The organism is Azotobacter tropicalis, assembly GCF_059739045.1.
This window is the reverse complement of sequence record NZ_AP046060.1, coordinates 218,053-238,101: the sequence shown is the minus strand read 5'-3', so window position 1 is coordinate 238,101 and position 20,049 is coordinate 218,053. Positions and strand designations below refer to the sequence as shown.

The following is a 20,049-nucleotide window of genomic DNA, read 5'->3' as shown; positions in this document are numbered from 1 at the left end:
TTGAAAATCGCCGTGTTCCTCGGCCATTCAAAGAGATTGCAGCCTGCTGGGCCAAAATCCACAGTCATGTGTGGCTGGCGAGTTTCAACCGATTCTGTTGAAAAAGTCGGTTTTACAGTAGGCACGCCGGCCTTCACGTTTGCCAACGAAGGGCTGGTCCATCACTTTCAATGGTCTTTTGATGTTCTGCTGAGCTTTCAGGCCCGAGTTTTGGGGGTATTTGGAGGGTTTCTGCCCCAAACAGGCATATCTATCCCGTGACCGCTGGCCCCTGAGGGATCAACTTGGCCAACCGCCGCAGATTTTGTACCGCTGCGGCGAGTGTGAACTCATCGGTTGCGCCAGTCAGTCCACGTAGCCGCAGGCGATCGACTTTCAGGATCCGCTTGAGATGGGCGAAGAGCATCTCGACCTTTTTACGTTCGCAGCGAGAGCGTTGGTATGCCGCTGTGCTGGCGATGCGCCGAGCCACGTCCCGGGCGGCTTCATGAACGCTGCGGACGATCTTGCGCATCGGCGTATTCGGGCAACACCGTGACTTCAGCGGGCAGGTTGTGCAGGCAGCCTGGCTGGATCGGTAGATCACCGTGTTGGCCTTGGTGACGTGGGAGCGCTGACGCTTGAAGGCCCGCCACTCGCTACGCAGGGGGCGTCCGGCCGGGCAGCGGTATTCCCCTACCTCTTCATTCCAGTGGAAATCATTGCTTGAGAAGGTGTCGTTCTGGCGTTCGGTTTTGTCCCACACCGGCACATGCGGTTCGAGGTCCTTTTCTACCATCCAGGCCAGCATGGGCGCTGTCCCATAGGCGGTGTCGCCGATCAGACGTTCCGGTGTGATAGCGAACCGCTCTTCGACACGCTCCACCATGGTCTTGGTCGACTCGACCTCGGCAGTACGATGAGCAGGCGTGGCTTCCACATCCAGGATCACGCCGTGCTCGGTGTCGATCAGGTAGTTCGTGGAATAGGCGAAGAACGCCGGACCGCCTGGAGCCGCTGTCCAGCGGGCCAGAGGGTCGGTCAGCGACAAGCGCTTGGGTAGCGCTTCCGCCAGCGCTTCGTCATCGAGCGCCTTGAGGTACTCACGCACGGCGCGCGTGCTGAGTGCCGGGTCGCCCCAGTTGATCGCTTCATCCCCGGCGACGCCACGCTGCCGGCTTGCGTCCGCCTTGATGATGCTGGCATCCACGGCAAAGCCTTCACCCTTGACCAGGCCGGCGGTCATGCAGCGACGTACCACTTCATTGAACAGCCAGCGAAACAGGCCGCTGGCCCGAAAGCGGCCATGCCGGTTCTTGGAAAACGTCGAGTGATTGGGTACTTCGTCTTCCAGCCCCAAGCGGCAGAACCAGCGATAGGCCAGGTTCAAATGGACCTCTTCGCACAACCGCCGCTCGGAGCGAATGCCGTAGCAATAGCCGACGACCAGCATGCGGATCATCAATTCGGGATCGATCGAGGACGCCCGACAGGGCTGTAGAAATCCTTGAGGTAGTGGCGCAGATCGCCGAAATTCAGACAGCGATCGATACGGCGCAGGAGGTGCTGGCCGGGGACGTACTCTTCCAGGTTGAGCGCGTAAAACAGCCGCTCCTGCCCACTCGACAGCTGCCCCATCATGCTGCGTGCCCTCTCGCTTGCCGACACGAGGAGTCTGGCTGCTGTCTGCCGGGGTAGCTAGTTTTTCAACAGAATCGGCCGGTTTCCGCCTGTTGCAGCGGATCGCTTGGCGACGCGGCGGCACCTCGTCAGTGCGCACGTCCCCTCGCTCTACTCAGGGTGTAGGTCGCGCTTGATCCAGGGCTCGTCGAACGGTCCAACGCTTTGCAGAAGAAGGAAACTGGCCCGAGTCTGTGCGTGAGACGGCTCAAGCCACCACGGGGATCAGGGGATCGGCCGCAGCTAGGGCCATTTCTCGATCGGCTACCGGCGGGTAGATCCACTGGGTGTTGATCTGAATCTTGAGCTGCTTGCCTTCCTCACCGGTCAGCACCACCTTGCGTTCCCAGCCCTCGGTGAATACCGCGCCCCAGCCGCCCAAATCCAGGCAGGTGACGTACTTGGGCTGGCTGTAGGGGATCGGCTCGATGCCGAGCAGATCCGCCACCGCGTTGTTGCCGGCCGAGCGGCCCAGGGCGATGGCGTGCTGACAGGTCATCAAGGCGTGGTTGCCATGATCGTCCACCACCGCGTAGGCCGTGTCGCCGGCAGCATAGATGGCGTCATGGCCGAGTACCTTGAGGTTGCGCTCGACATGCAGGCGGCCGCGCAGGTCGAGCTCGCCGGCGATTTGCTGAGTCAGCGGCGAAGCCTGCACACCAACGGCCCAGATCACCGTGCTGGCCTCGATGCGCTCGCCGCTATCGAGTACCACGCCGCGTTCATCCACCACGGATACCGGACTGCCCAGCTTCCAGGTGACGCCCAGGCTTTCGCTGGCTTCGGCGATCACTCCGGCGCTTTCCTGCCCCATGGCGCCGCCGACCTGCTTGCCGAGATCCACGACGATTACCTGGATGTCCGCCTTGTCGCCCAGAATCGCACGCAGGCGGGCAGGCATTTCGGTGGCGGTCTCGATGCCGGTGAAACCGCCGCCGACCACCACCACGGTATTGCGGGCCAGGCTGTCCGGCTGTTGATTCAGGCTCTGCAGATGGGCCTCCAGCTTCTGGGCGGACTCCAGGCTGTCGACGTCGAAGGTGAAACGATCGATGCCGGCCAGCGGTGGGCGGGAAACCTGGCTGCCGGAGGCGAGAATCAGGCGATCGTAGTCCAGTTCAGCCTGGCTGCCGGAGGCGTCTCGGTAGATCACCCGCTTGGCCGCTGCGTCGATGCGGGTGGCGCTGCCCCGAACGAAGTTCACACCCACGGCCTCGAACAACGGGCCCAACTGGGCAACGGTGGTGGAGAGGTCGGCTTCGTAGAAGCGCGGGCGAACGCGCAGCTCAGCCTGGGGTGCCAGTACGGTAACAGCGACGTCAAGACGCTGGTGCTGGTCCAGCAGGCGAACGGCACTGAGGGCGCTCCACATGCCGCCGAAGCCGGCCCGATGATCAGGATCTGTTGTTTCATGGGTTTGACTCCCGTAGAGAAGAAAGAGGCTATTGACTGACTACGGAAGCGATTCTGTCTCTAACTTGGATCAGGGTATTGATCCATTCTTGCTAGAAATTATTGGTCCACTTTTGAGGTACGTATGCCACCCGAAAAAACGCCGCCGCTGGTGATCTTTCTGCCGCTAGGAACACCTGAACCCGGTACCAGCCTGCAGCGCTGGCTGTACGAGTCGCTGCGTAGCGCCATCCTCGGCGGCCGTCTGCCGGCCGGCAGCAAGCTGCCCAGCACGCGACTGCTGGCCGAGCACCACAAGGTGGCACGAGGCACCGTGCAGGCGGCCTATCAGCAGTTGCTGTCAGAGGGCTACCTGGAAGCGCGTACCGGCAGTGGCACACGGGTCAGCGAGATGCTGCCGGATCCCACGCTCAATGCCGGTTACGTGCGGCGCAAGGTGGTGCCCAAGGCGGAGGCACCACGAGAGACGCCGGCGACACCCTGGGTAGAGCGCCTGAATGCCATCACCCCGGTCTTCACCCGGAGCAGGATGACGCCGGGGCTGCGGCCGTTCTTCCCCCATCGAGGGGATATCCAGGCATTTCCTATTGATCTGTGGCGCAAGCTGCATATCCAGCAATTGCGCGCCTCACGCGTCTCGATGCTGCTCGACTCGGACCCAGGCGGCCTGCCGGTGCTGCGTGAGGCCATCGCCGGTTACCTGTCCATCGCGCGCGGAGTACAGGTGTCGGCCGAGCGCATTTTGGTGCTGAACAGCGTGCAGCAGGGGCTGGATCTGTGCCTGCGCCTGCTGCTGCCGGAGAACGCTCGGGTATGGATGGAGGATCCGGGCTACCCGGGCGCACGCCAGTTAATCGACGCTTCCGGTGTGCGTCGCGTGGATGTGCCGGTGGACCAGGACGGTCTACAGGTGGAAAAGGGCATTCGCCTAGCCCCCGATGCCCGCTTGGCCTATGTCACTCCGTCGCGTCAGGCGCCGCTGGGCGGCGAACTGTCGCCGACACGTCGCCTGGCCTTGCTGCAGTGGGCGACTGAGTGTGGCAGCTACATCTTCGAAGATGACTACGACAGCGAGTACCGGTTCGTCGCCAAGCCTATTCCAGCGTTGCGTTCGATGCCTGCGGCAGAGCATTCGGTAATTCTCGCCGGCACCTTCAGCAAGCTGCTGTTCCCAGCCATCCGCTTGGCCTATCTGGTGCTGCCGCCACAACTGGTGGAAAGCTTCACCCGCGCGGCGGCGCTGATGTCACGGCACGCCAACAGCCTGGCGCAGGCAGTGCTGGCCGATTTTATCCACGAAGGGCACTTCGACCGCCATGTGCGGCGCATGCGCAAGATCTATGCCTCTCGCGCCGAGGCGTTCACCGAAGCGGCACAGCGTCACTGGAAGGGGGTGATCGCGGTGCCAGAAATTCGTGCCGGGATGGATATCGCCTGCTCCCTGCAAGTCGAGGACGAGAGCGATGCGTTCGCGCGGTTGCAGGCAGCAGGTATCGATGCCATGCCGCTGGCGCGCTATTGCGTGAATACACGAGCGCCGGGACTGGTGATGGGGTTCGCTCCTTACGATGAGCGCTCCATAGAGGAGGCCGCCAGAGCCGTTGCAACAACATTACGGCATTGAAATCTGCCCCGGCCGGAAGCCAGGGCAGGGAAGCTGCAGGGAAGGCATAGAAGTCTCAGAGCTATTCGTGCACCACTCAAAGATATGCGCTGGAGGTATGGCATCCTGCCGCACTTCCATCTGACCTACGCAGCCTGCTCGACCAGCACTCCCTCGGCTTGAAGGATCTCCTGCGCCTCGACCAACGCCTCGTTCACCATGGCCTCCAGGCTTCCGCCCGCCAGCGCTGGCGAGTGCGCTCCGGCCGCGCCTTCGGATCCCAGGTGCTCATATCGTAAAGGCTATGTCTGAGTTAGAGCGTTTTCGTCCTGACTAGCGGTTATAGCCAGACCGGAATCGGACAGCCACGCGGAACAGAAAGCAGAGGTTCGGTAACCGCGGGAGGTGGCTCATGGGATGGCGTCGAGGGCAGGCCTACGCGCTGTCTGCGCAATTGGGCCCTGCCCCAATTGCGCAGACAGTGTCTGGGAGTTCCGCCGGTACTGAGATTTCCGAGTCACTGTCTCGAAAATCTTTCGACCTCGCTCTCTTGGCCAAAGCGTTTCCTCTAACCTGGTCAGGCTACGTCCGCCTCCTCTCGGTCAAGAACCCGCAGGCTCGCGCCTTCTACGAAACCGAGGCGCTGCGCTGCGGCTGGTCTGTGCGCCGACTCGACCGGCAGGTCAACAGCCAGTTCTACGAGCGCATCGCCTTGTCGCACAACAAAGTGGCCATGTTGCAAAAGGCCGAGCACGCAGAGCCGGGCGACCTCATTACGCCCGAGCAGGCCCTGAAAGACCCCTTCGTCCTGGAGTTCCTCAACTTCAAGGACGAGTACTCCGAGTCCGACCTGGAAGATGCGCTGATCCAGCACCTAGCCGACTTCCTGCTGGAGTTGGGCGACGGCTTCGCCTTCGTCGGCCGCCAGCGCCGTTTGCGCATCGATGACAGCTGGTTCCGTATCGACCTGTTGTTCTTCCACCGCCAGCTCAAATGCCTGTTGGTCATCGATCTGAAGGTCGGCAAGTTCAGCTATGCCGATGCCGGCCAGATGCACATGTATCTGAACTATGCCCGCGAGCACTGGATGAAACCCGGCGAGAACCCGCCAGTGGGCTTGGTCCTCTGTGCCGAGAAAGGCGCGGCCGAAGCCCACTATGCACTGGAGGGGCTGCCCAACAAGGTATTGGCCGCCGAGTACCAGACGGTGCTGCCCGATGCAAAACTGCTGGCCGAGGAACTGGACAAGACCCGGCGAGAATTGGAAACACGGTGCGTGGGACAGACGGGTGATACGGAGGGCGACCAATAGGTACGGTTCAAGGCGCGAAGGAATGCGGCTTCCAGGTGGTCATCAAGAGCGCAGCGGGGCTGGGTAGCCGCTTTTCCGGCGCACACAAAAACAAAACGGCGAGGGGGTTAGCCTCGCCGCTTCATGTAAACACCACATCCCTGGGTTCATCATCCTGATGAATTAGCCGCATCCTGCGACTGTCCCATTGGCTGCCATCCTTGGTCAGCCTGCGTCGTTCCTTCGACGTCTTGGTGGGATTCAATCTACTCCGATAGCCGTTTCGAGCAAATTGGGAGAACGCTCGATCTGTTGTAGGCGATAGCTTACAGGGGGTAGAGGCGTGGCATGGATGAGATTAGAGAGGCACTACCGTGGGTATGGGCAGAGCAGATAAAAGAAGAAGCCGGCGATGCTGCTGGAGTACAACATGCCGGCAAGGCGTGCTATGGAAGCAGAAAGCTCACAGTGATGACCATCTGCAGTGTACCCAGATGGCGCACCACGTCACCGTGGCATGCCGTCACTGTGGCAGGGTGACTCAGGCAGATCGGATCGTTGGCTTCGAGCGCAACGCTATGGATGTCCGAGCCACGGTCGAGCGTTTGTCTGCCGTTGGCATCCGGATCCACTGCCTGACCTTGAGGCATGGATCTCGCCAGCCGGACAGGCAAAATGCCCATGGGCGTGATCGCAGGCCTGCACCGAGTTCGACCGACCGAGACAGCGAAGTGCTGTGCTCGGACTCCACGGCTTTCGGGTTCACTTCTGGACGGTCAACGGCCGCAGCGACGGAATCACCTGGGGATTGCGCGTGCCGATCTCCCAGCGCCGCGGCTCGATCTCGGTATAGACGAACCCTGGCACGTACAGATCCCCATTGTCGTCCTCCCAGGGGTCAACGGCGATGCGCATGACCACCGCCTGGCTGCGGATCGGCAGCGGGCTGCGCACGCGCATCGGCAGCGGCGTGTTGTCGGCGCCCTCGGCGAACAACACGCGGGTTTCCGGCTCGCTCTCCTTGCCCTCCTTCTCCTTGTCCTTGCCTTTCTTCGCCGTGCCCTTGTCCTGCTCCTGGCGCAGCACCGTCTTGTAGGCACCGCCGTCGGTGGCCGCATACACCTCCCTGGCGGACATGCAGGTGGCGCCTTCGGGCATGCCCTTGCAGCTGTACTCCTCCTCGCCGATCTTGAGGCTGGAACAGCCGGTGATCGCGCCGACCAGCGCCAGCAGGACGAAAATTTTCTGGGTCATTTTGAATTCTCCTCACTTAACCGAACTGAGTTTCAGGGAGCTTTCGTCGAATTGGGCCGACAGGCCTTTCTTGACGATGAAGTTCACTTCGCGCATGGCATCGATCTCGATCACCGGAAACATTTCCTCGGCCATGTCCATGTAGTAATCGGCCAGGCGCTCCAGGGCGCTACCGACGCCGCGCACCGCGGCCCCCTGCATCGCATTGGCATCGAGCGCCTGCTCGTAGACGGGGCTGGACACCTTGCCCGAGTCGCCATCGCCGCCGCGGGTGACACTGATCGAGGGCACCTGGCGGACATCGAAGGCGGAAGAAATCCCTTCGGCGAACCCGGCCAGCAGCGCGCGGGAGAGCAACTGGCCCTGCTTGCTGACCAGACGCCCGCGGATGCCAGCCTTGCCGTCCTCGCCGGTCACGTAGGCATCCAGGGTGGTCTCGAGGACGGCCCCGTCGTTGCGCACGCACGACAACCGCTCCGCGCGCATGTAGGCCCGCTCCGAGCTGCGCTCGCCCCAGCCGGCGGCGATCAGGAAGCACTCGCGGAAATCGGCGCGGGCACGGTTGGGCAGGATCGCCTCGCTCTTGATCCGCACCAGGCTGGGATAGGGGTCTTTCTGGGCCTTGCTGCCCGTCGGCGCGTCCATGCCGGTGACCAGCACCCCCGACAGGATGGCGCCGGCCGGCAGGCTGACCGTCACCGCCTTGGGCAGCTTGTCCTTGCCCGCGTCCTTGGCGTTCGCGCCGCTGCGGATGGTGCGGATCTTCGGGGCGGCGGCTTCGCCCGAACCGGGCTGGCCGGGAACCGCGACGGGCGTTTGCGCCGGCATGTTGGCGTACACCTGGCTCAGCTCGGCCGGCGAGCTGGTCGCCCGGGAAACGAAGGGTCTTCTTCTTGCCGGCTCGTAGCTCTCGTCCGCCAGGGGGGTTCCCGGCGAAACCTCCTCGCCGGATGCCTCGGACGCCTCGCGCTGCCGTTCCAGTTGCGCCAGCGCATTGCGCAGTTCTTTCAGCTCCTTTTCCAGCTCGTTGACATGCTGCTGGGTCCGATCGTCCTGTTTTTCCTTCTCGCGCAGCCCCATCGCCTGCTCCATCCGGTACTGGCTTTTCTGCAGGTTCTGGATCTGGGTGACCAGGGCATCGAGGCCCATCGAACGCGGGTCGTCGTCGGTCAGGATCGCCTCCACCTTGGGTTTGCTCGGGGCGCTGCGCGCACTGCTGTCCGGATTGGCGGCACTCATGGCGACGGCCACGAGGGTGCCGACGACCGCCACCGTGCCGCCGATGGCTAGGGTTCGTTTGGCCGTCGGCGTGAGGTTTTCGTATAGGCTCTGGAGATTCTGCATGGGGGCTCCTTACTGCAGCAGGCTCGGACGGGAAGAACGATCCGGGCGATCCACGGGAACCCGGGTGACCAGGAACACTTCCGTCTTCTGGCCCGGCTCCAGGATCTCGTGGGGCCAGCTGCTCACCGCCGCCCGGTAGGGGTGGGTGCAGGCGCCGTGATCGAACTCCAGGGTCCGGCTCGAGAGGTTCTGCGCGACGACCACGAAGATGCGGAAATCGTGGCCGGTGACCAGCTGCGATTTGCTGAAATCGAACTTCAGCCCCGGTTGGGCACAGGCCGGGATCGAGGCGCCCGAGGGCAATGCCCCGAAGCTGTAGCCGGGCGGCAGGGTGCCCAGCGCCATGTCGCGCAGGATGCCGCGGAGGGTGTCCATGTAGGGCTGGCTGCGCTCCCACTTGCTCGCCTCTTCCGTGCTCGTGCGGGCGCCGGTCTGCACAGCCTGGCCTTTCCAGCCGCCCGGCCCGTTCTGCGCGAGGATCAGGTTCGCCTGGATCGGCGGCATCGTCTGCGGCAGCAGGGTCAGGGACAGGGCGATCGACTCGTCGTCCTCCGGCGTCACGAACATGGTGATCGGCTGGTCGGTGTGCGGCGTGACGTAGAGGGCGTTGCCGCTCGCCGTGATGTCCGCCCCGCTGACCGTCTGGATGATCGGCCGCTCGAAGGGGGTCACCAGCCGGTTGATCTGGCCTCTGCTGATCGGGATGAGGGTGTTGGCGCCGGGCGACACCAGGACCTCCTGGCGAGTCTCGACCGGCACGGGGGCCGCCGGCGGCTTGGCCACGACCTGCGCCGGGACCGCGGGAAGCTCGGCGGCGGCCAGCCGGGCGGAGCTTTTCCGCTCGGTTTGCGCCGGTTCGACCTGGGCCTCGACGGCCGGCGCCAGCTCGCTGGCCGCCATCGGCAGGTTCAGACCGGGGATGCTGACATCATCCGCGGCATGGCTGGTGGCCGCCGCGATGGCCAGCAGGAGGGCAGCAGGCCGAAAGCATTGGGCGGAGCGGGAAGGTCGGGCAGATGGAGTGGGACGCATGGGGGCAACCTCTGTTCTCGGATGCCTCCATTCTGAAAAGTCGATCTGTTTCTGTGCGGCCTTTTCCGGCGATTTTCTGGCTCGAAAGGCCCCCAAAAAACGAAGAGGGCCAGCCATTCCAAAGGAAGGCTGGCCCTCACTGCCGTTCTGCGCCGATACGGCACAGACCTATTCCGTCTTGTTGTGCAGCTTGTCCATCCGCTCGTTCATCTTGGTCTCCCGGTCGATCACATCCTGGCTGCGGGCCTCCCCCGAATAGGTATTGAGCCAGCTCAGCAGCGGCCGGTAGTTGCGGATCACCAACTCCATCTCGTAGGTGCGGGATTGGCGCTTCTTGTCCCCGATCGGGCCCTCGCTGACCGAGCGGCCGACGACGAAGAACTTGTTGGGATTGGCGTTATCGCGCAGCACCTTCTGCGGCTCGAAGCCCAGCGAGACCCGGTCCTGGCGGATCAGGAAGATCTGATGGTCCAGCACCTCCATCACGTCCTGATAGATGCCCGAATCAAGTATGGGGCCGAGCGCTTCCTTGACCACGGTGGCGTTCGAGGGGGTGACGTTGCCCAGCAGCATGGCGACGTACATGGCCCAGGCCTCGGTGTACTCCTCCCCGGCCTTGGTCTTGCTGACCCACGACTGCTCGGCCAGCGTCGGCGGCACCACGGTGACCACCTGGTCCCGACTGATCGCCACGCAGGAGACGAACAGGTTGGCCACGATCAGCCCCAGCACGACCATGCGCAGGAATTTGGCCTCGCCGCGCAAGGTGTCGAAACTGTCCTTAAGGTTCCTGGCCAGCATCAGATGAACTCCCGTTCGTAGGCATTGGGCATGCTCCTGGCGTTCTTTCCGGAAATCGCGCCCAGGTGCCAGTACAGGGCGTGCAGCAGATAGCCATCCGGGCGGTTGTCGCAATAGCGCCGGTAGAAACGCGCCAGCGCGAAGCCGATGACCAGGCAGACCATCAGCTGCGCGATCAGCACGCCGGCGACCATGGCGATGCCGATCGGCATCACCTCGTCGATGCGCCAGAACAGCACGTAGGGCGGCTCGTCGATGTACGCGGGAATCTTCACGCCGTCGTTACTCATGGTTGGCCCCCTGGCGCTGGCCCGATAGCCCTTCCAGGGCCTGCAGTATTCCGTCGCGGCTGGCATGTGCGCCCTGCAGCACCAGCGACTGGCCGGTTTCGTTGTCCACCACCAGGGTGGACGGCGTTTGCGTGATGCCGAGCGTGAGGGCCTGATCCAGGTCGGCCTTCACGCGGTCGACGGCCTCGACGGAGTCAAGGCAGCTGGCGAAGCGCTTGCCGTCGAGGCCGAGGGCGGTGGCCAGGCCGGTGAGCGAGCCGGACACGCCCTTGCCGTTGGACGGCGTGCTCTGGAAGACCCTTTCGGCGTACTTCCACGCCGCTTCCGAGCCGCCCTGCTCGCCGGCGCATTCGATGGCCAGCGCCTGATTGCGCGAAGCCTCGCCGTGGGCCGGCACATGCAGCAGCGCCGCGTTGATGTGTCCGCCCGAGCTGTCGATCAGCCCCTTGAGGATCGGGAAGTGCTCGCGGCAGTAGGGGCATTCGGTATCGGTCATTTCGACCAGCGTGTAGCGGGCCGTGGCCGCCCCGTAGATCCAGTTGTCGGGCATGGCATTACCCGTATTCCCCGCCTCCCCGGATGGGACGAGCTTCAGATTGCCGATGAGCTCCGTCATCGCCGTGGTGTCGATGCCTGCCGGAGTAAGCATTTCCAGCTGGTTTTTCAGGTCGGCGATTTCTGCTTGGTATTGGCCGACGAGCTTGAAGTGATAGAAACCGCCCACCACCAGGGCGGTGGCGAGCCCGGTGGTGAGCAGCGTTGAGCGAATGGAGGTGGAGGACATGTGGGGCAACCTGTGTGGAGGAAGTTGCCCCATTGTGAAAAGCCGATTCGTGCCTGTGCGGCCATTTCACGCCATTTTCTGGCTTGAAAGGCCCCTTTAAATGTTGGATGGCAATAAAGTCTCATCCTGAGCAGGCCTAATCCTGCTGAAGTAGTCTCGCCTGGAAATAAAGAATCATTCCAATGCTTGGCTATTGGATCGAATTCGCCGCTTGTGGCCGATTCTGTTGAAAAAGTAGGTTCAGCGGCAGCCAGCCGTTCAGGTGTGCCTGCTGTCGAAGTGGCTGCAAGTCACTTCAAGTTGCCTTTCGGTATTTCACTGAGCGTCCTTGCTCTGGTTTGAGGGTTAATCCGAGGGTTTCTGCTCGCAGCAGACGTACCTATCCCGTAAGCGGTGGCCCTTGAGGCAAAAGCTTGGCCATGCGGCGCAAGTTCTGCACCATCGCCGCCAAGGTGAATTCGTCAGTGGCACCTGTCAGTCCACGCAGTCGTAAGCGATCGAGTTTCATGATCCGTTTGAGGTGGGCGAAAAGCATCTCCACCTTCTTTCGCTCGCAGCGAGAGACGAGGTATTCCGGTGTTTTGGCGATGCGTCGGGCCACGTCGCGGGCAGCCTCATGGATGCTGCGGACGATCTTCCGATTCGGCGTGTTGGGGCAGCACTTCGCTTTTAACGGACAGGTAGCGCAATCGGTTTGGCTGGAGCGGTAGATGATGGTGTTGGCCTTGGTCACCCGCGATCTTTTCCGGGTGAAGGCGCGCCATTCACTGCGTAGCGGTTTGCCGGCTGGGCAGCGGTATTCATTGGCCTCCTGATTCCAGTAGAAGTCGTTACTGGAGAGGCTGTCGTCCTTGCGCTCGGTCTTGTCCCACACTGGCACGTGCGGCTCGATGTCCTTCTCTTCGACCATCCAGGCCAGCCCAATTGACCTCATCTCCCGCTATCCCACGTTGCCGGCTGGCATCCGCCTTGATGATGCTGGCGTCGACGGCGAAACCTTCACCCTTGAGCAGGCCGGCCGCCATGCAGCGCCGCAGCACCTCATTGAACAACCAGCGGAACAGATCACTGTCACGGAAACGGCCGTGGCGATTCTTCGAGAAGGTCGAGTGATTGGGTACTGCGTCTTCCAGACCCAGCCGGCAGAACCAGCGATAGGCCAGGTTTAGATGCACCTCTTCGCACAATCGCCGCTCGGAACGGATGCCATAGCAGTAGCCGATGACTAGCATGCGAACCATCAATTCCGGGTCAATCTTACGCTACCAGTACATTAAGCGATGTGGCGCATCCGGTTCACATCCTTTGACGGCGGGCACCCGAACTGGCGGCTGTACTCGCGGCTGAACTGCGATGGGCTTTCGTAGCCGACGCGATAGCAGGCGCTCGAAACGTCGAGCCCTTCATTGATCATCAGCCGACGCGCCTCCTGTAGGCGCAGCTGCTTCTGGTACTGCAGCGGGCTCATCGCGGTGACAGCCTTGAACCGGTGGTGCAGCGTGGAGGTGCTGAGGTTGGCCAGGCGAGCGAGCTCCTCGATCCGCAGTGGCTTGGCATAGTGCCGGTTCAGCCAGTCGATCGCCCGCGTCACACGGTGCGTCTGCGTGTTGCTGAGCGCGATCTCGTAGAGCCGACGGCCCTCGCCACTGCGCAGCAGTCGGTAATAGAGCTCACGCAAAGCCAGCGGCGCGAGCATGCCAATGTCACGCGGCGTATCGAGCAGGCGCACCAGCCGCAGCATGGTCTCAAGCAGCGGTGCGTCGATCCGGTCGAGGAACAGGCCCCGCGTCGGCTCGCCCGGAACGCCAGCAGGTGGCGCATCAGCGATCAGCTGGGCGATCTCCGCCGGGTCGAGGTCCAGGCGAATGCACAGATAGGGCGCGTCCGGACTCGCCTCGATCACCCGCCCGGAGACCGGCAGCGTCACCGACACCACCAGGTAGTTGAGCGGGTCGTAAAGGTACCGCTCGTCCCACAGCCCTACCTCCTTGCGCCCCTGAACGATCAGGCAGAGCGCCGGCCGGTGCATGCCGTGAACGGGCTCTGACGGTGCGTCGCAACGGATGACATGCAGCGGCGCGATAGCCGTTTCGTAGGTGCCAGGGGCTGGTATTCGCTGCATCAATATCCGCGCCAACTCGGCCCGGTAGGCAGCGGTGTCCTGAAGGTTGGGAGCGTTGTTCGCATCCATGTGGAGACCCTCGCTGGTGGTCGGAGATTAGCAAAAGAGACGGCAGTTGCCATGCAGCCCGCCGCTGCAAACAGAGACGAAAAAAGCCCGGCCAGCGTGGGGCCGGGTCTCTGCCGAGTCGGGGCATTCAGCGGCGGTACAGCACCATGCCGGCGTGATACAGGATGCCGTCACGAAACCCCCTGTCGGCGATGAAGCCGGTGTCGTTCCAGTACCGAATGTAGTCGACCTCTATTTCATAGAGCCCCTGGATAGGCGCTCTTGCGGCTACTGCACGCCGACCATTGGGCAACAGCTCGTGGCGAATGTGCTCATCGGCGGTGACCCACATGCCGACATAGGGGTGACTGCCGGCGGTGATCTGACAGCTTTGCATATGCGGCTCTCCATGAACAGGGCGATCAGCCGGGGCGTCCAATCGCGGTGCAGTCAGAACCGTCTTCGGCGACACGAAAGTCCGGAGTGCGCTCGGCACCCTCCTCGGCGCAGGACGCGCCGACCGGTGACAGGCTGGCGGCGGAAACGATGAAGGCGCTCATACAGCCGATCAACAGGTGGCTGAAGTTTTTCATGTTGATTTCCTCACAAGTCGAATAGCGGGTTCGGGATGGCCTTTTCGGGCCAGATCGATGTCATCCGTTTCGTGAGTTCAGGTTAGGGAGATGGGCGGTTCGTCCGTTACGTCGAAAGTGCCGCGGGTTTGCCTAATCCTGCGCGGCGGTGCCGACCTCCCTGTCGGCTGACACGGCTCACTTACCCCACTCGGGACCGCTGTCGGTCGCGGTCTGTCCACCGTCGACTGCCAGCGTCGTACCGGTGATGAAGGCTGCCTGGTCGCTGGCCAGGAAATAGATGGCATCCGCCACCTCGTCGGGCGTGCCGGCACGGCGCAGCGGGATGTGCTCCCAGGCCTTGGCCAGCAGCGCCTCGTCTTCCACGATCGCCTTGGTCATCCCGGTGATGGTCAGCCCCGGGCAGACGGTGTTGGCGCGCACGCCGTCGCGTCCGTAGTCGCAGGCGATGCTGCGCGTAAGGTTGGCGACCGCAGCCTTGGCGGCGCAGTATGCGGTATGGGGCCAGCCGCCGCCGAGCGACGACACCGAGCCGACATTGACGATCGAACCGCGCGTCTTCTTCAGGTGTGACATTGCCCCGCGTGACAGGAAGAACACGCTGTCTAGGTCCGCGCCCATACACGCTCTCCAGTCCTGGTCCGAGGTCTCGTCGAGGGTGACGACCAGGTTCATGCCGGCCGCGTTGACCAGCGTGTCAAGACGCCCGAAGCGCTCGATCGTCAGACGCACCAGTTCATTGCAGGCATCGCGCTGCGAAGCGTCCGCAGCGTGAGCCAACACGCGGTTGGCCGGCAGGCCGGCCACGAAGGCGTCCAACCGGGCCGGTTGCGCCCGGCAACAACGACCGATCCGCCCTCGTGCAGGAGCCGGTGGGCGGCTGCGGCGCCGATACCGGAACCACCGCCCGTGATAAGTGCGACCTTGTTCTGATAGTCAGTCATAATGCGATCTTCCAGATATCTCTGTCGGACGGCAGCCCGCGCGGCGAGCCGCCGACCGGTCTATCAATCTTGGGTTTCGGGAAAGTCGACCCCGCGAGCGGTGGCTTCCCAGGCGCGAAACTCAATCTGCATGGCCGAGAGCTTGCTCATCGCCACATCGAAGGCCCTGTTGCCAAGCAGCAGGCGCTGCGGTGGCTGGGCTGCGGTGACCGCTGTGTGAATCGCCGCGGCGGCACGGGCCGGGTCGCCCACTTGCTTGCCGACCGAGGCGTGATAGGCACGACGCGCCTCTCCGGCGGTGGCATCGTAGTCCTCGATCGGCTCCGGCACCTCGTCCGCCGAGCCCGCCCATTCGGTGCGAAACGCGCTGGGCTCTACCGTCATGACGCCGATGCCCAGCGGCCCGACCTCGGCGCGCAGGGTTTCCGACAGCCCCTCGACGGCGAACTTGCTCGCGCAGTAGTAGCCCACCGCGGGAAAGCCGGCGAGGCCGCCGATGGATGTCAGGTTGACGATCATGCCCCGGCGCCGCTGGCGCATGCCAGGCAGCACCGCGTGGACCATGTTGGTGGTACCGAAGAAGTTGACCTCGAACAGGTGGCGCGCCGCTTGCGGGTCAGTCTCCTCGACCGCGGCGAAGTAGCCGATGCCGGCGTTGTTGACCAGCACATCCACCGAGCCGAACGCACGCTCGGCTTCGGCTACTACGGCCTTGGTCTGCTCGGCATCGGTGACATCCAACGGCAGCACCAGGGCTTGGCCGAGCTTGGCGAGATCCTGCACCTGCTCAGTCTTACGTGCGGTGACGACAACGCGCTCGCCGCGTTCGAGCAGATGGGCTGCGATGTAGCGGCCGAAACCGGTGGAGCAGCCGGTTACCAGCCAGGTGTTCTGCTTGCTCATGAGGTGGTCCTCCTGTGAATGGGTCAGGTTCAGCGCTCAGCCGCTCCGGAGCGACGCTTGAAGGTGCGGATATCGGGGGCTTCGCTGCAGAGCGCGTCGAGGTCTTTCATGAAGGCCTGCACGTAGGGCGTCTGCATGTGCCCGTCGAAGTCGGCGGGCGAGCGCCAGTCCTCATAAACGAACCAGCGCTCGGCCGAGTCGCTTGCCCGGTAGATGTCGTAACGGACACAGCCAGGCTCCTGCCGGGTGGGCCCGACCAGCGCCAGCAGACGCTGGCCAAGGGCATCGCCTTGCCCTGGGCGTGCAGTGAAGAAAGCCACATTGGTCAGCATGCTCATGAGGGGGCTCCTGTCTGAGTGATGGGTCGATCAGCCGGCGGTGACGGTCATGCCGCCATCGGCCATGACGACCGAGCCGACCATGAAGCTCGCGCGGTCCGAAGCGAGAAAGGCGACAATTTCGGCAATTTCCTCCGGCTGCGCAGCACGGCCGATGGGTGCAGCTTCGCCGTGCTGGGCGAGAAAGCCCGGGCCGTCGTCGACCACGTCGTTGAGGATGTTGGTGACCACGTCACCGACGCCGATGGCGTTCACGCGAATCCCATGCTCGATGGCCTCGAGCGCCAGCGTGCGGGTCAGCTGGGCCAGCGCGCCCTTGGACGCGGTGTAGGCGGCGATGGTCGGAAAGGCAAAGTAGGACGCGTAGGAGGCGATGTTAACGATGGCTCCGGACTTGTTGGGCATCATCGCCTTGACCGCTTCGCGCGAATGCAGGAAGGCAGCGGTGGCGTTGACCGCCTGGATGCGCTCCCAATCCTCGCGGGTCATGTCGATGACCAGCTTGTTGATGATGATCCCGGCGTTGTTGACCAGAATGTCCAGCCGGCCGAACTGCTCGACAGCCAGGCCCACCGCACGCTCGGCGGCGCCGTCCTCGGTAATGTTGGCTACCAGTGGCACCAGCCCGGGGCGCGAGAGCGCCTCGACCGCCGGGTTCAGGTCTTCGGCGACGACCTTCGCGCCGCGCGCATGCAGCAACAGGGCAATGGCCTTGCCGATACCGCTGGCAGCGCCGGTGACCAGCGCGACTTTGCCTTCGACTTCTTGGGGAATGCTGTGCTTGATATCAGTCATGGTGGTCTCCTCCTGTGCGAGCCAGACGAGACATTCGCTGGCCCTGTGCCCGAGGGCGCTGTCGTTATCGACGAGTTCACTGTCTCGCAACGGGGAGCGCCGGGCTTTCGGGGGCTTGCCCAGACTGTCGGAGTTTTGCGCGAAAGTGCGATCACCGAGGCGTCAGCACGTGACGATCACGCCTTGAATCGCCACCGCACCTGCGAATCGGCGGGCAGCGGGATGAATTCGTCATCGCCCGGTACGTCAGGGAAGCGCCGGGCACGCCAGTCTTCGGCGGCCTGCAGGATTCGCTCGGGCCGGCTGGAGACGAAGTTCCAGTAGATGTGTCGGCGACCTTCCAGCGGCTCGCCACCCAGCAGCAGGAGCTGGGTAGGCCCGACGGCGCGCAGCACCACCTCGCTATCCGGGCGAAGCACCACCAGACGATCAGCGCCGAAGCGCCCCGGCTGACCGACCACCTCGACCTCGCCGCTCACCATATAGAGGGCGCGCTCAATGTGCTCGGCCGACAAGCGATAACACGCGCCCGCCTGCAACTGGAGGTGGGCGTAGAACAGATCAGAAACCGTCTGGGTGGGCGACTGGACGCCTTCGAGAGATCCAGCCAGCAGGCTCAGCGAAGCACCGTCCCCTTCGATCAGCGGGATGCGCTCGGCGAGCAGGTGTTGAAAGCCCGGGTCGGTTTCTTCGTGCGCTTCGGGCAGCGCTACCCAGGCTTGAAAGCCCTTGAGCCTACCGCCGCTCGCCCGGACCGAATCGCTAGAGCGTTCGGAGTGGACGATGCTACGCCCTGCCGTCATCAGGTTGATCTCCCCGGCGCGAAGCTGCTGGATGTGCCCGGCGCTGTCGCGGTGCAGCATCTCGCCCTGCAGCAGATAACTGATGGTAGACAGGCCGATGTGGGGGTGCGGGCGGGTGTCCACGCTCTCTCCCGGCCCGAAGACCACCGGGCCAAAGCTGTCGAGAAAAATGAACGGCCCCACCATCCGCCGCTGCGCAGAGGGCAGCGCACGGCGCACATCGAAACCGCCGATGTCACGCACGTTGGGAAGAATGATCTGCTCGATAGCGCTGGGGCTGGACGTCTGGACGGTCACGGCGGGTCTCGCTAAATGAGTGAAGTGCCGTCACTCTAGGCCCGCTGCCTTATCGGTAAAACCCGGATAATATGTACCGAAACGTTCGAGGAATTCGAAATGGTTTCAGAGCCGGGTACCCCTACGCTGGACCAGTTGCGCGTGTTTCTCACGGTGGTCGACGTCGGTAGTTTTGCCGGTGCGGCGCGCAAGCTGCATCGCGCCACGTCGGTAGTGAGTTATTCCATCGCCAATCTGGAAATGCAGTTGGGCGTCAGCCTTTTCGACCGCAAGACCACACGCAAGCCACAACTGACCGACGCCGGGCGCACGGTGCTGGCCGAGGCCCGGACGATATACAACGGTATCGACGGCTTGCGGGCCAAAGTCCGCGGGCTGCTGCATGGTCTGGAAGCCGAGGTGCACCTGGTACTCGACGTGATGTTGCCCAGTGAGCGGGTGGTCGATGCGCTCAAGGCCTTTCGCGAGCAGTTCCCCACCGTGTCGCTGCATCTGCATATCGAGGCCCTCGGCGCGGTGATGCAACGGGTGCTCGAACGCGGCGCGACCCTCGGACTCAGCGGCCCGCTGACCACAAGCATCGACGGCATCGAACGCATCGGCGTGGGCAAGGTAACGCTGGTACCAGTAGCCGCGCCCGACCATCCCCTGGCCCAGCACGGGCCGCACGCGCCCGGCGCCGGCCGCGAGCACGTACAGTTGGTACTCACCGATCGTTCCAAGCTCACTGAGGATCAGGAATTTGCCGTCGTTGGCACTCGCACCTGGCGATTGGCCGATCTCGGCGCCAAGCACATGCTGCTTCGCGAAGGCATCGGCTGGGGAAACATGCCGATCGACATGGTGCGCGACGATCTGGCCAGCGGCCGACTGGTGCGACTCGACCTGCCCGACTGCGTCGGCGGTGACTATGTGTTCGACATCATCTACCGCACCGACACGCCACCCGGTCCTGCGGCCAACTGGTTGATCGAGCGGTTCAAGGCACAAGCGACAGCGGGATAATGACCGTTCGATAAAGCTGAACGTAACGGTCGAAATTGGTCGCCTTTTGTCGATCATATTGCCGTGCAACATTGCCTCCATCTCGGTGACGGCGCCGTTGGCAACTACCTAAATGGAGGCATCACATGGCTAAGGTTCTGGTTCTTTACTATTCGTCCTACGGCCATATCGAGACCATGGCCAACGCGATGGCCGAAGGCGCTCGCGCAGTCGGTGCGCAGGTAGACGTCAAGCGCATTCCGGCAACGGTGCCCGAGGAAATCGCCAAGGGCGCGCACTTCAAGCTGGACCAGGGGGCGACGGTCGCGACGGTCGCCGAGCTGGAACAGTACGACGCGATCATCGTCGGCACCGGCACGCGCTTCGGTCGCATCAGCAGCCAGATGGCAGCCTTTCTCGACCAGGCCGGCGGGCTCTGGGCGCGCGGCGCGCTGAATGGCAAGGTCGGTGGCGCGTTCACCTCTAGCGCCACCCAGCATGGCGGCCAGGAAACCACGCTCTTCTCGATCATCACCAACCTGCTGCACTTCGGCATGACCATTGTCGGCCTGCCGTATAGCCACCAGGGCCAGATGGGCGTTTCCGAAGTGGTCGGCGGTGCACCTTATGGCGCGACCACCATCACCGGCGGCGACGGCTCCCGTCAGCCCAGCGAAACCGAACTGGCCGGCGCCCGCCACCAGGGTGAACTGATCGCCAAGACCGCCACCAAGTTGTTCGGCTGATGGTT

General features: G+C 63.4%; 17 protein-coding genes and 5 pseudogenes. 5 read left to right on the top strand and 17 right to left on the bottom strand.

Going from position 1 to position 20,049, the window contains the following annotated elements; genetic code table 11:
* Positions 1-261: a hypothetical protein gene (locus tag Atro_RS23155; protein WP_497927792.1), complete on the top strand. Its 261-nt coding sequence runs from the start codon at positions 1-3 to the stop codon at positions 259-261.
* Here the strand turns inward: Atro_RS23155 and Atro_RS23150 are convergent.
* A pseudogene (locus Atro_RS23150) lies at positions 251-1,620 on the bottom strand (transposase). The gene Atro_RS23155 and the pseudogene Atro_RS23150 sit on opposite strands and share 11 nt — an antisense overlap.
* 247 nt (positions 1,621-1,867) lie before the next feature.
* A pseudogene (locus Atro_RS23145) lies at positions 1,868-3,072 on the bottom strand (NAD(P)/FAD-dependent oxidoreductase).
* Between the two features lie 124 nt (positions 3,073-3,196).
* On the opposite strand from Atro_RS23145, the gene pdxR reads away from it, so the two are divergent.
* Together pdxR and Atro_RS23135 are read left to right on the top strand one after the other, a co-directional pair.
* Positions 3,197-4,696, top strand: coding sequence for a MocR-like pyridoxine biosynthesis transcription factor PdxR (gene pdxR, locus Atro_RS23140; RefSeq protein WP_497927791.1), 1,500 nt, complete (start codon positions 3,197-3,199; stop codon positions 4,694-4,696).
* A 427-nt stretch (positions 4,697-5,123) separates the two neighbouring features.
* Positions 5,124-5,987, top strand: a pseudogene (locus Atro_RS23135) (PDDEXK nuclease domain-containing protein); the annotation flags it as partial.
* A 741-nt stretch (positions 5,988-6,728) separates the two neighbouring features.
* On the opposite strand, the gene traV reads toward Atro_RS23135, so the two are convergent.
* The 15 genes and pseudogenes from traV to Atro_RS23060 all read right to left on the bottom strand — a co-directional run bounded on the left by traV (position 6,729) and on the right by Atro_RS23060 (position 18,314).
* Positions 6,729-7,220: a type IV conjugative transfer system lipoprotein TraV gene (gene traV, locus Atro_RS23130; RefSeq protein ID WP_497927790.1), complete on the bottom strand. Its 492-nt coding sequence runs from the start codon at positions 7,218-7,220 to the stop codon at positions 6,729-6,731.
* A 12-nt stretch (positions 7,221-7,232) separates the two neighbouring features.
* Positions 7,233-8,564, bottom strand: coding sequence for a TraB/TrbI/VirB10 family type IV secretion system protein (locus tag Atro_RS23125; protein WP_497927789.1), 1,332 nt, complete (start codon positions 8,562-8,564; stop codon positions 7,233-7,235).
* A gap of 9 nt (positions 8,565-8,573) precedes the next feature.
* The gene (locus Atro_RS23120) at positions 8,574-9,596 is read right to left on the bottom strand and encodes a TraK domain-containing protein (RefSeq protein ID WP_497927788.1); all 1,023 of its coding nucleotides are present in this window, start codon (positions 9,594-9,596) and stop codon (positions 8,574-8,576) included.
* Between the two features lie 168 nt (positions 9,597-9,764).
* Positions 9,765-10,397 (bottom strand): TraE/TraK family type IV conjugative transfer system protein, encoded by a 633-nt coding sequence (locus Atro_RS23115; protein ID WP_497927787.1) that lies wholly within the window; start codon positions 10,395-10,397, stop codon positions 9,765-9,767.
* A complete protein-coding gene (traL, locus tag Atro_RS23110; RefSeq protein ID WP_497927786.1) occupies positions 10,397-10,687 on the bottom strand; it encodes a type IV conjugative transfer system protein TraL in 291 nt (96 codons plus the stop codon). The genes Atro_RS23115 and traL overlap by 1 nt, the downstream gene beginning before the upstream one ends.
* Positions 10,680-11,471, bottom strand: a complete 792-nt coding sequence (locus Atro_RS23105; protein WP_497927785.1) for a DsbA family protein — start codon at positions 11,469-11,471, stop codon at positions 10,680-10,682. The genes traL and Atro_RS23105 overlap by 8 nt, the downstream gene beginning before the upstream one ends.
* Positions 11,472-11,850: 379 nt before the next feature.
* A pseudogene (locus Atro_RS23100) lies at positions 11,851-12,727 on the bottom strand (transposase); the annotation flags it as partial.
* Between the two features lie 17 nt (positions 12,728-12,744).
* A complete protein-coding gene (locus Atro_RS23095; protein ID WP_497927784.1) occupies positions 12,745-13,662 on the bottom strand; it encodes an AraC family transcriptional regulator in 918 nt (305 codons plus the stop codon).
* A 127-nt stretch (positions 13,663-13,789) separates the two neighbouring features.
* The gene (locus Atro_RS23090; protein ID WP_497927783.1) at positions 13,790-14,038 is read right to left on the bottom strand and encodes an Atu4866 domain-containing protein; all 249 of its coding nucleotides are present in this window, start codon (positions 14,036-14,038) and stop codon (positions 13,790-13,792) included.
* A gap of 25 nt (positions 14,039-14,063) precedes the next feature.
* Positions 14,064-14,234, bottom strand: a complete 171-nt coding sequence (locus tag Atro_RS23085; RefSeq protein ID WP_497927782.1) for a hypothetical protein — start codon at positions 14,232-14,234, stop codon at positions 14,064-14,066.
* Between the two features lie 177 nt (positions 14,235-14,411).
* Positions 14,412-15,178, bottom strand: a pseudogene (gene budC / locus Atro_RS23080) (meso-2,3-butanediol dehydrogenase).
* A gap of 63 nt (positions 15,179-15,241) precedes the next feature.
* Positions 15,242-16,081, bottom strand: coding sequence for an oxidoreductase (locus Atro_RS23075; protein ID WP_497927781.1), 840 nt, complete (start codon positions 16,079-16,081; stop codon positions 15,242-15,244).
* A 29-nt stretch (positions 16,082-16,110) separates the two neighbouring features.
* Positions 16,111-16,413, bottom strand: coding sequence for a putative quinol monooxygenase (locus Atro_RS23070; protein WP_165892784.1), 303 nt, complete (start codon positions 16,411-16,413; stop codon positions 16,111-16,113).
* Between the two features lie 36 nt (positions 16,414-16,449).
* Positions 16,450-17,214 carry an SDR family NAD(P)-dependent oxidoreductase gene (locus tag Atro_RS23065; protein WP_497927780.1) on the bottom strand — a complete coding sequence of 255 codons (765 nt, stop codon included), beginning with the start codon at positions 17,212-17,214 and terminating at the stop codon, positions 16,450-16,452.
* A gap of 176 nt (positions 17,215-17,390) precedes the next feature.
* Positions 17,391-18,314: a pirin family protein gene (locus Atro_RS23060; RefSeq protein WP_497927779.1), complete on the bottom strand. Its 924-nt coding sequence runs from the start codon at positions 18,312-18,314 to the stop codon at positions 17,391-17,393.
* Between the two features lie 99 nt (positions 18,315-18,413).
* On the opposite strand from Atro_RS23060, the gene Atro_RS23055 reads away from it, so the two are divergent.
* Positions 18,414-19,319: a LysR family transcriptional regulator gene (locus tag Atro_RS23055; protein WP_497927778.1), complete on the top strand. Its 906-nt coding sequence runs from the start codon at positions 18,414-18,416 to the stop codon at positions 19,317-19,319.
* 125 nt (positions 19,320-19,444) lie between these two features.
* Complete coding sequence (gene wrbA / locus Atro_RS23050; protein WP_198868159.1) at positions 19,445-20,044, top strand: NAD(P)H:quinone oxidoreductase; 600 nt, start codon at positions 19,445-19,447, stop codon at positions 20,042-20,044.
* The last annotated feature ends 5 nt before the right edge of the window (positions 20,045-20,049 follow it).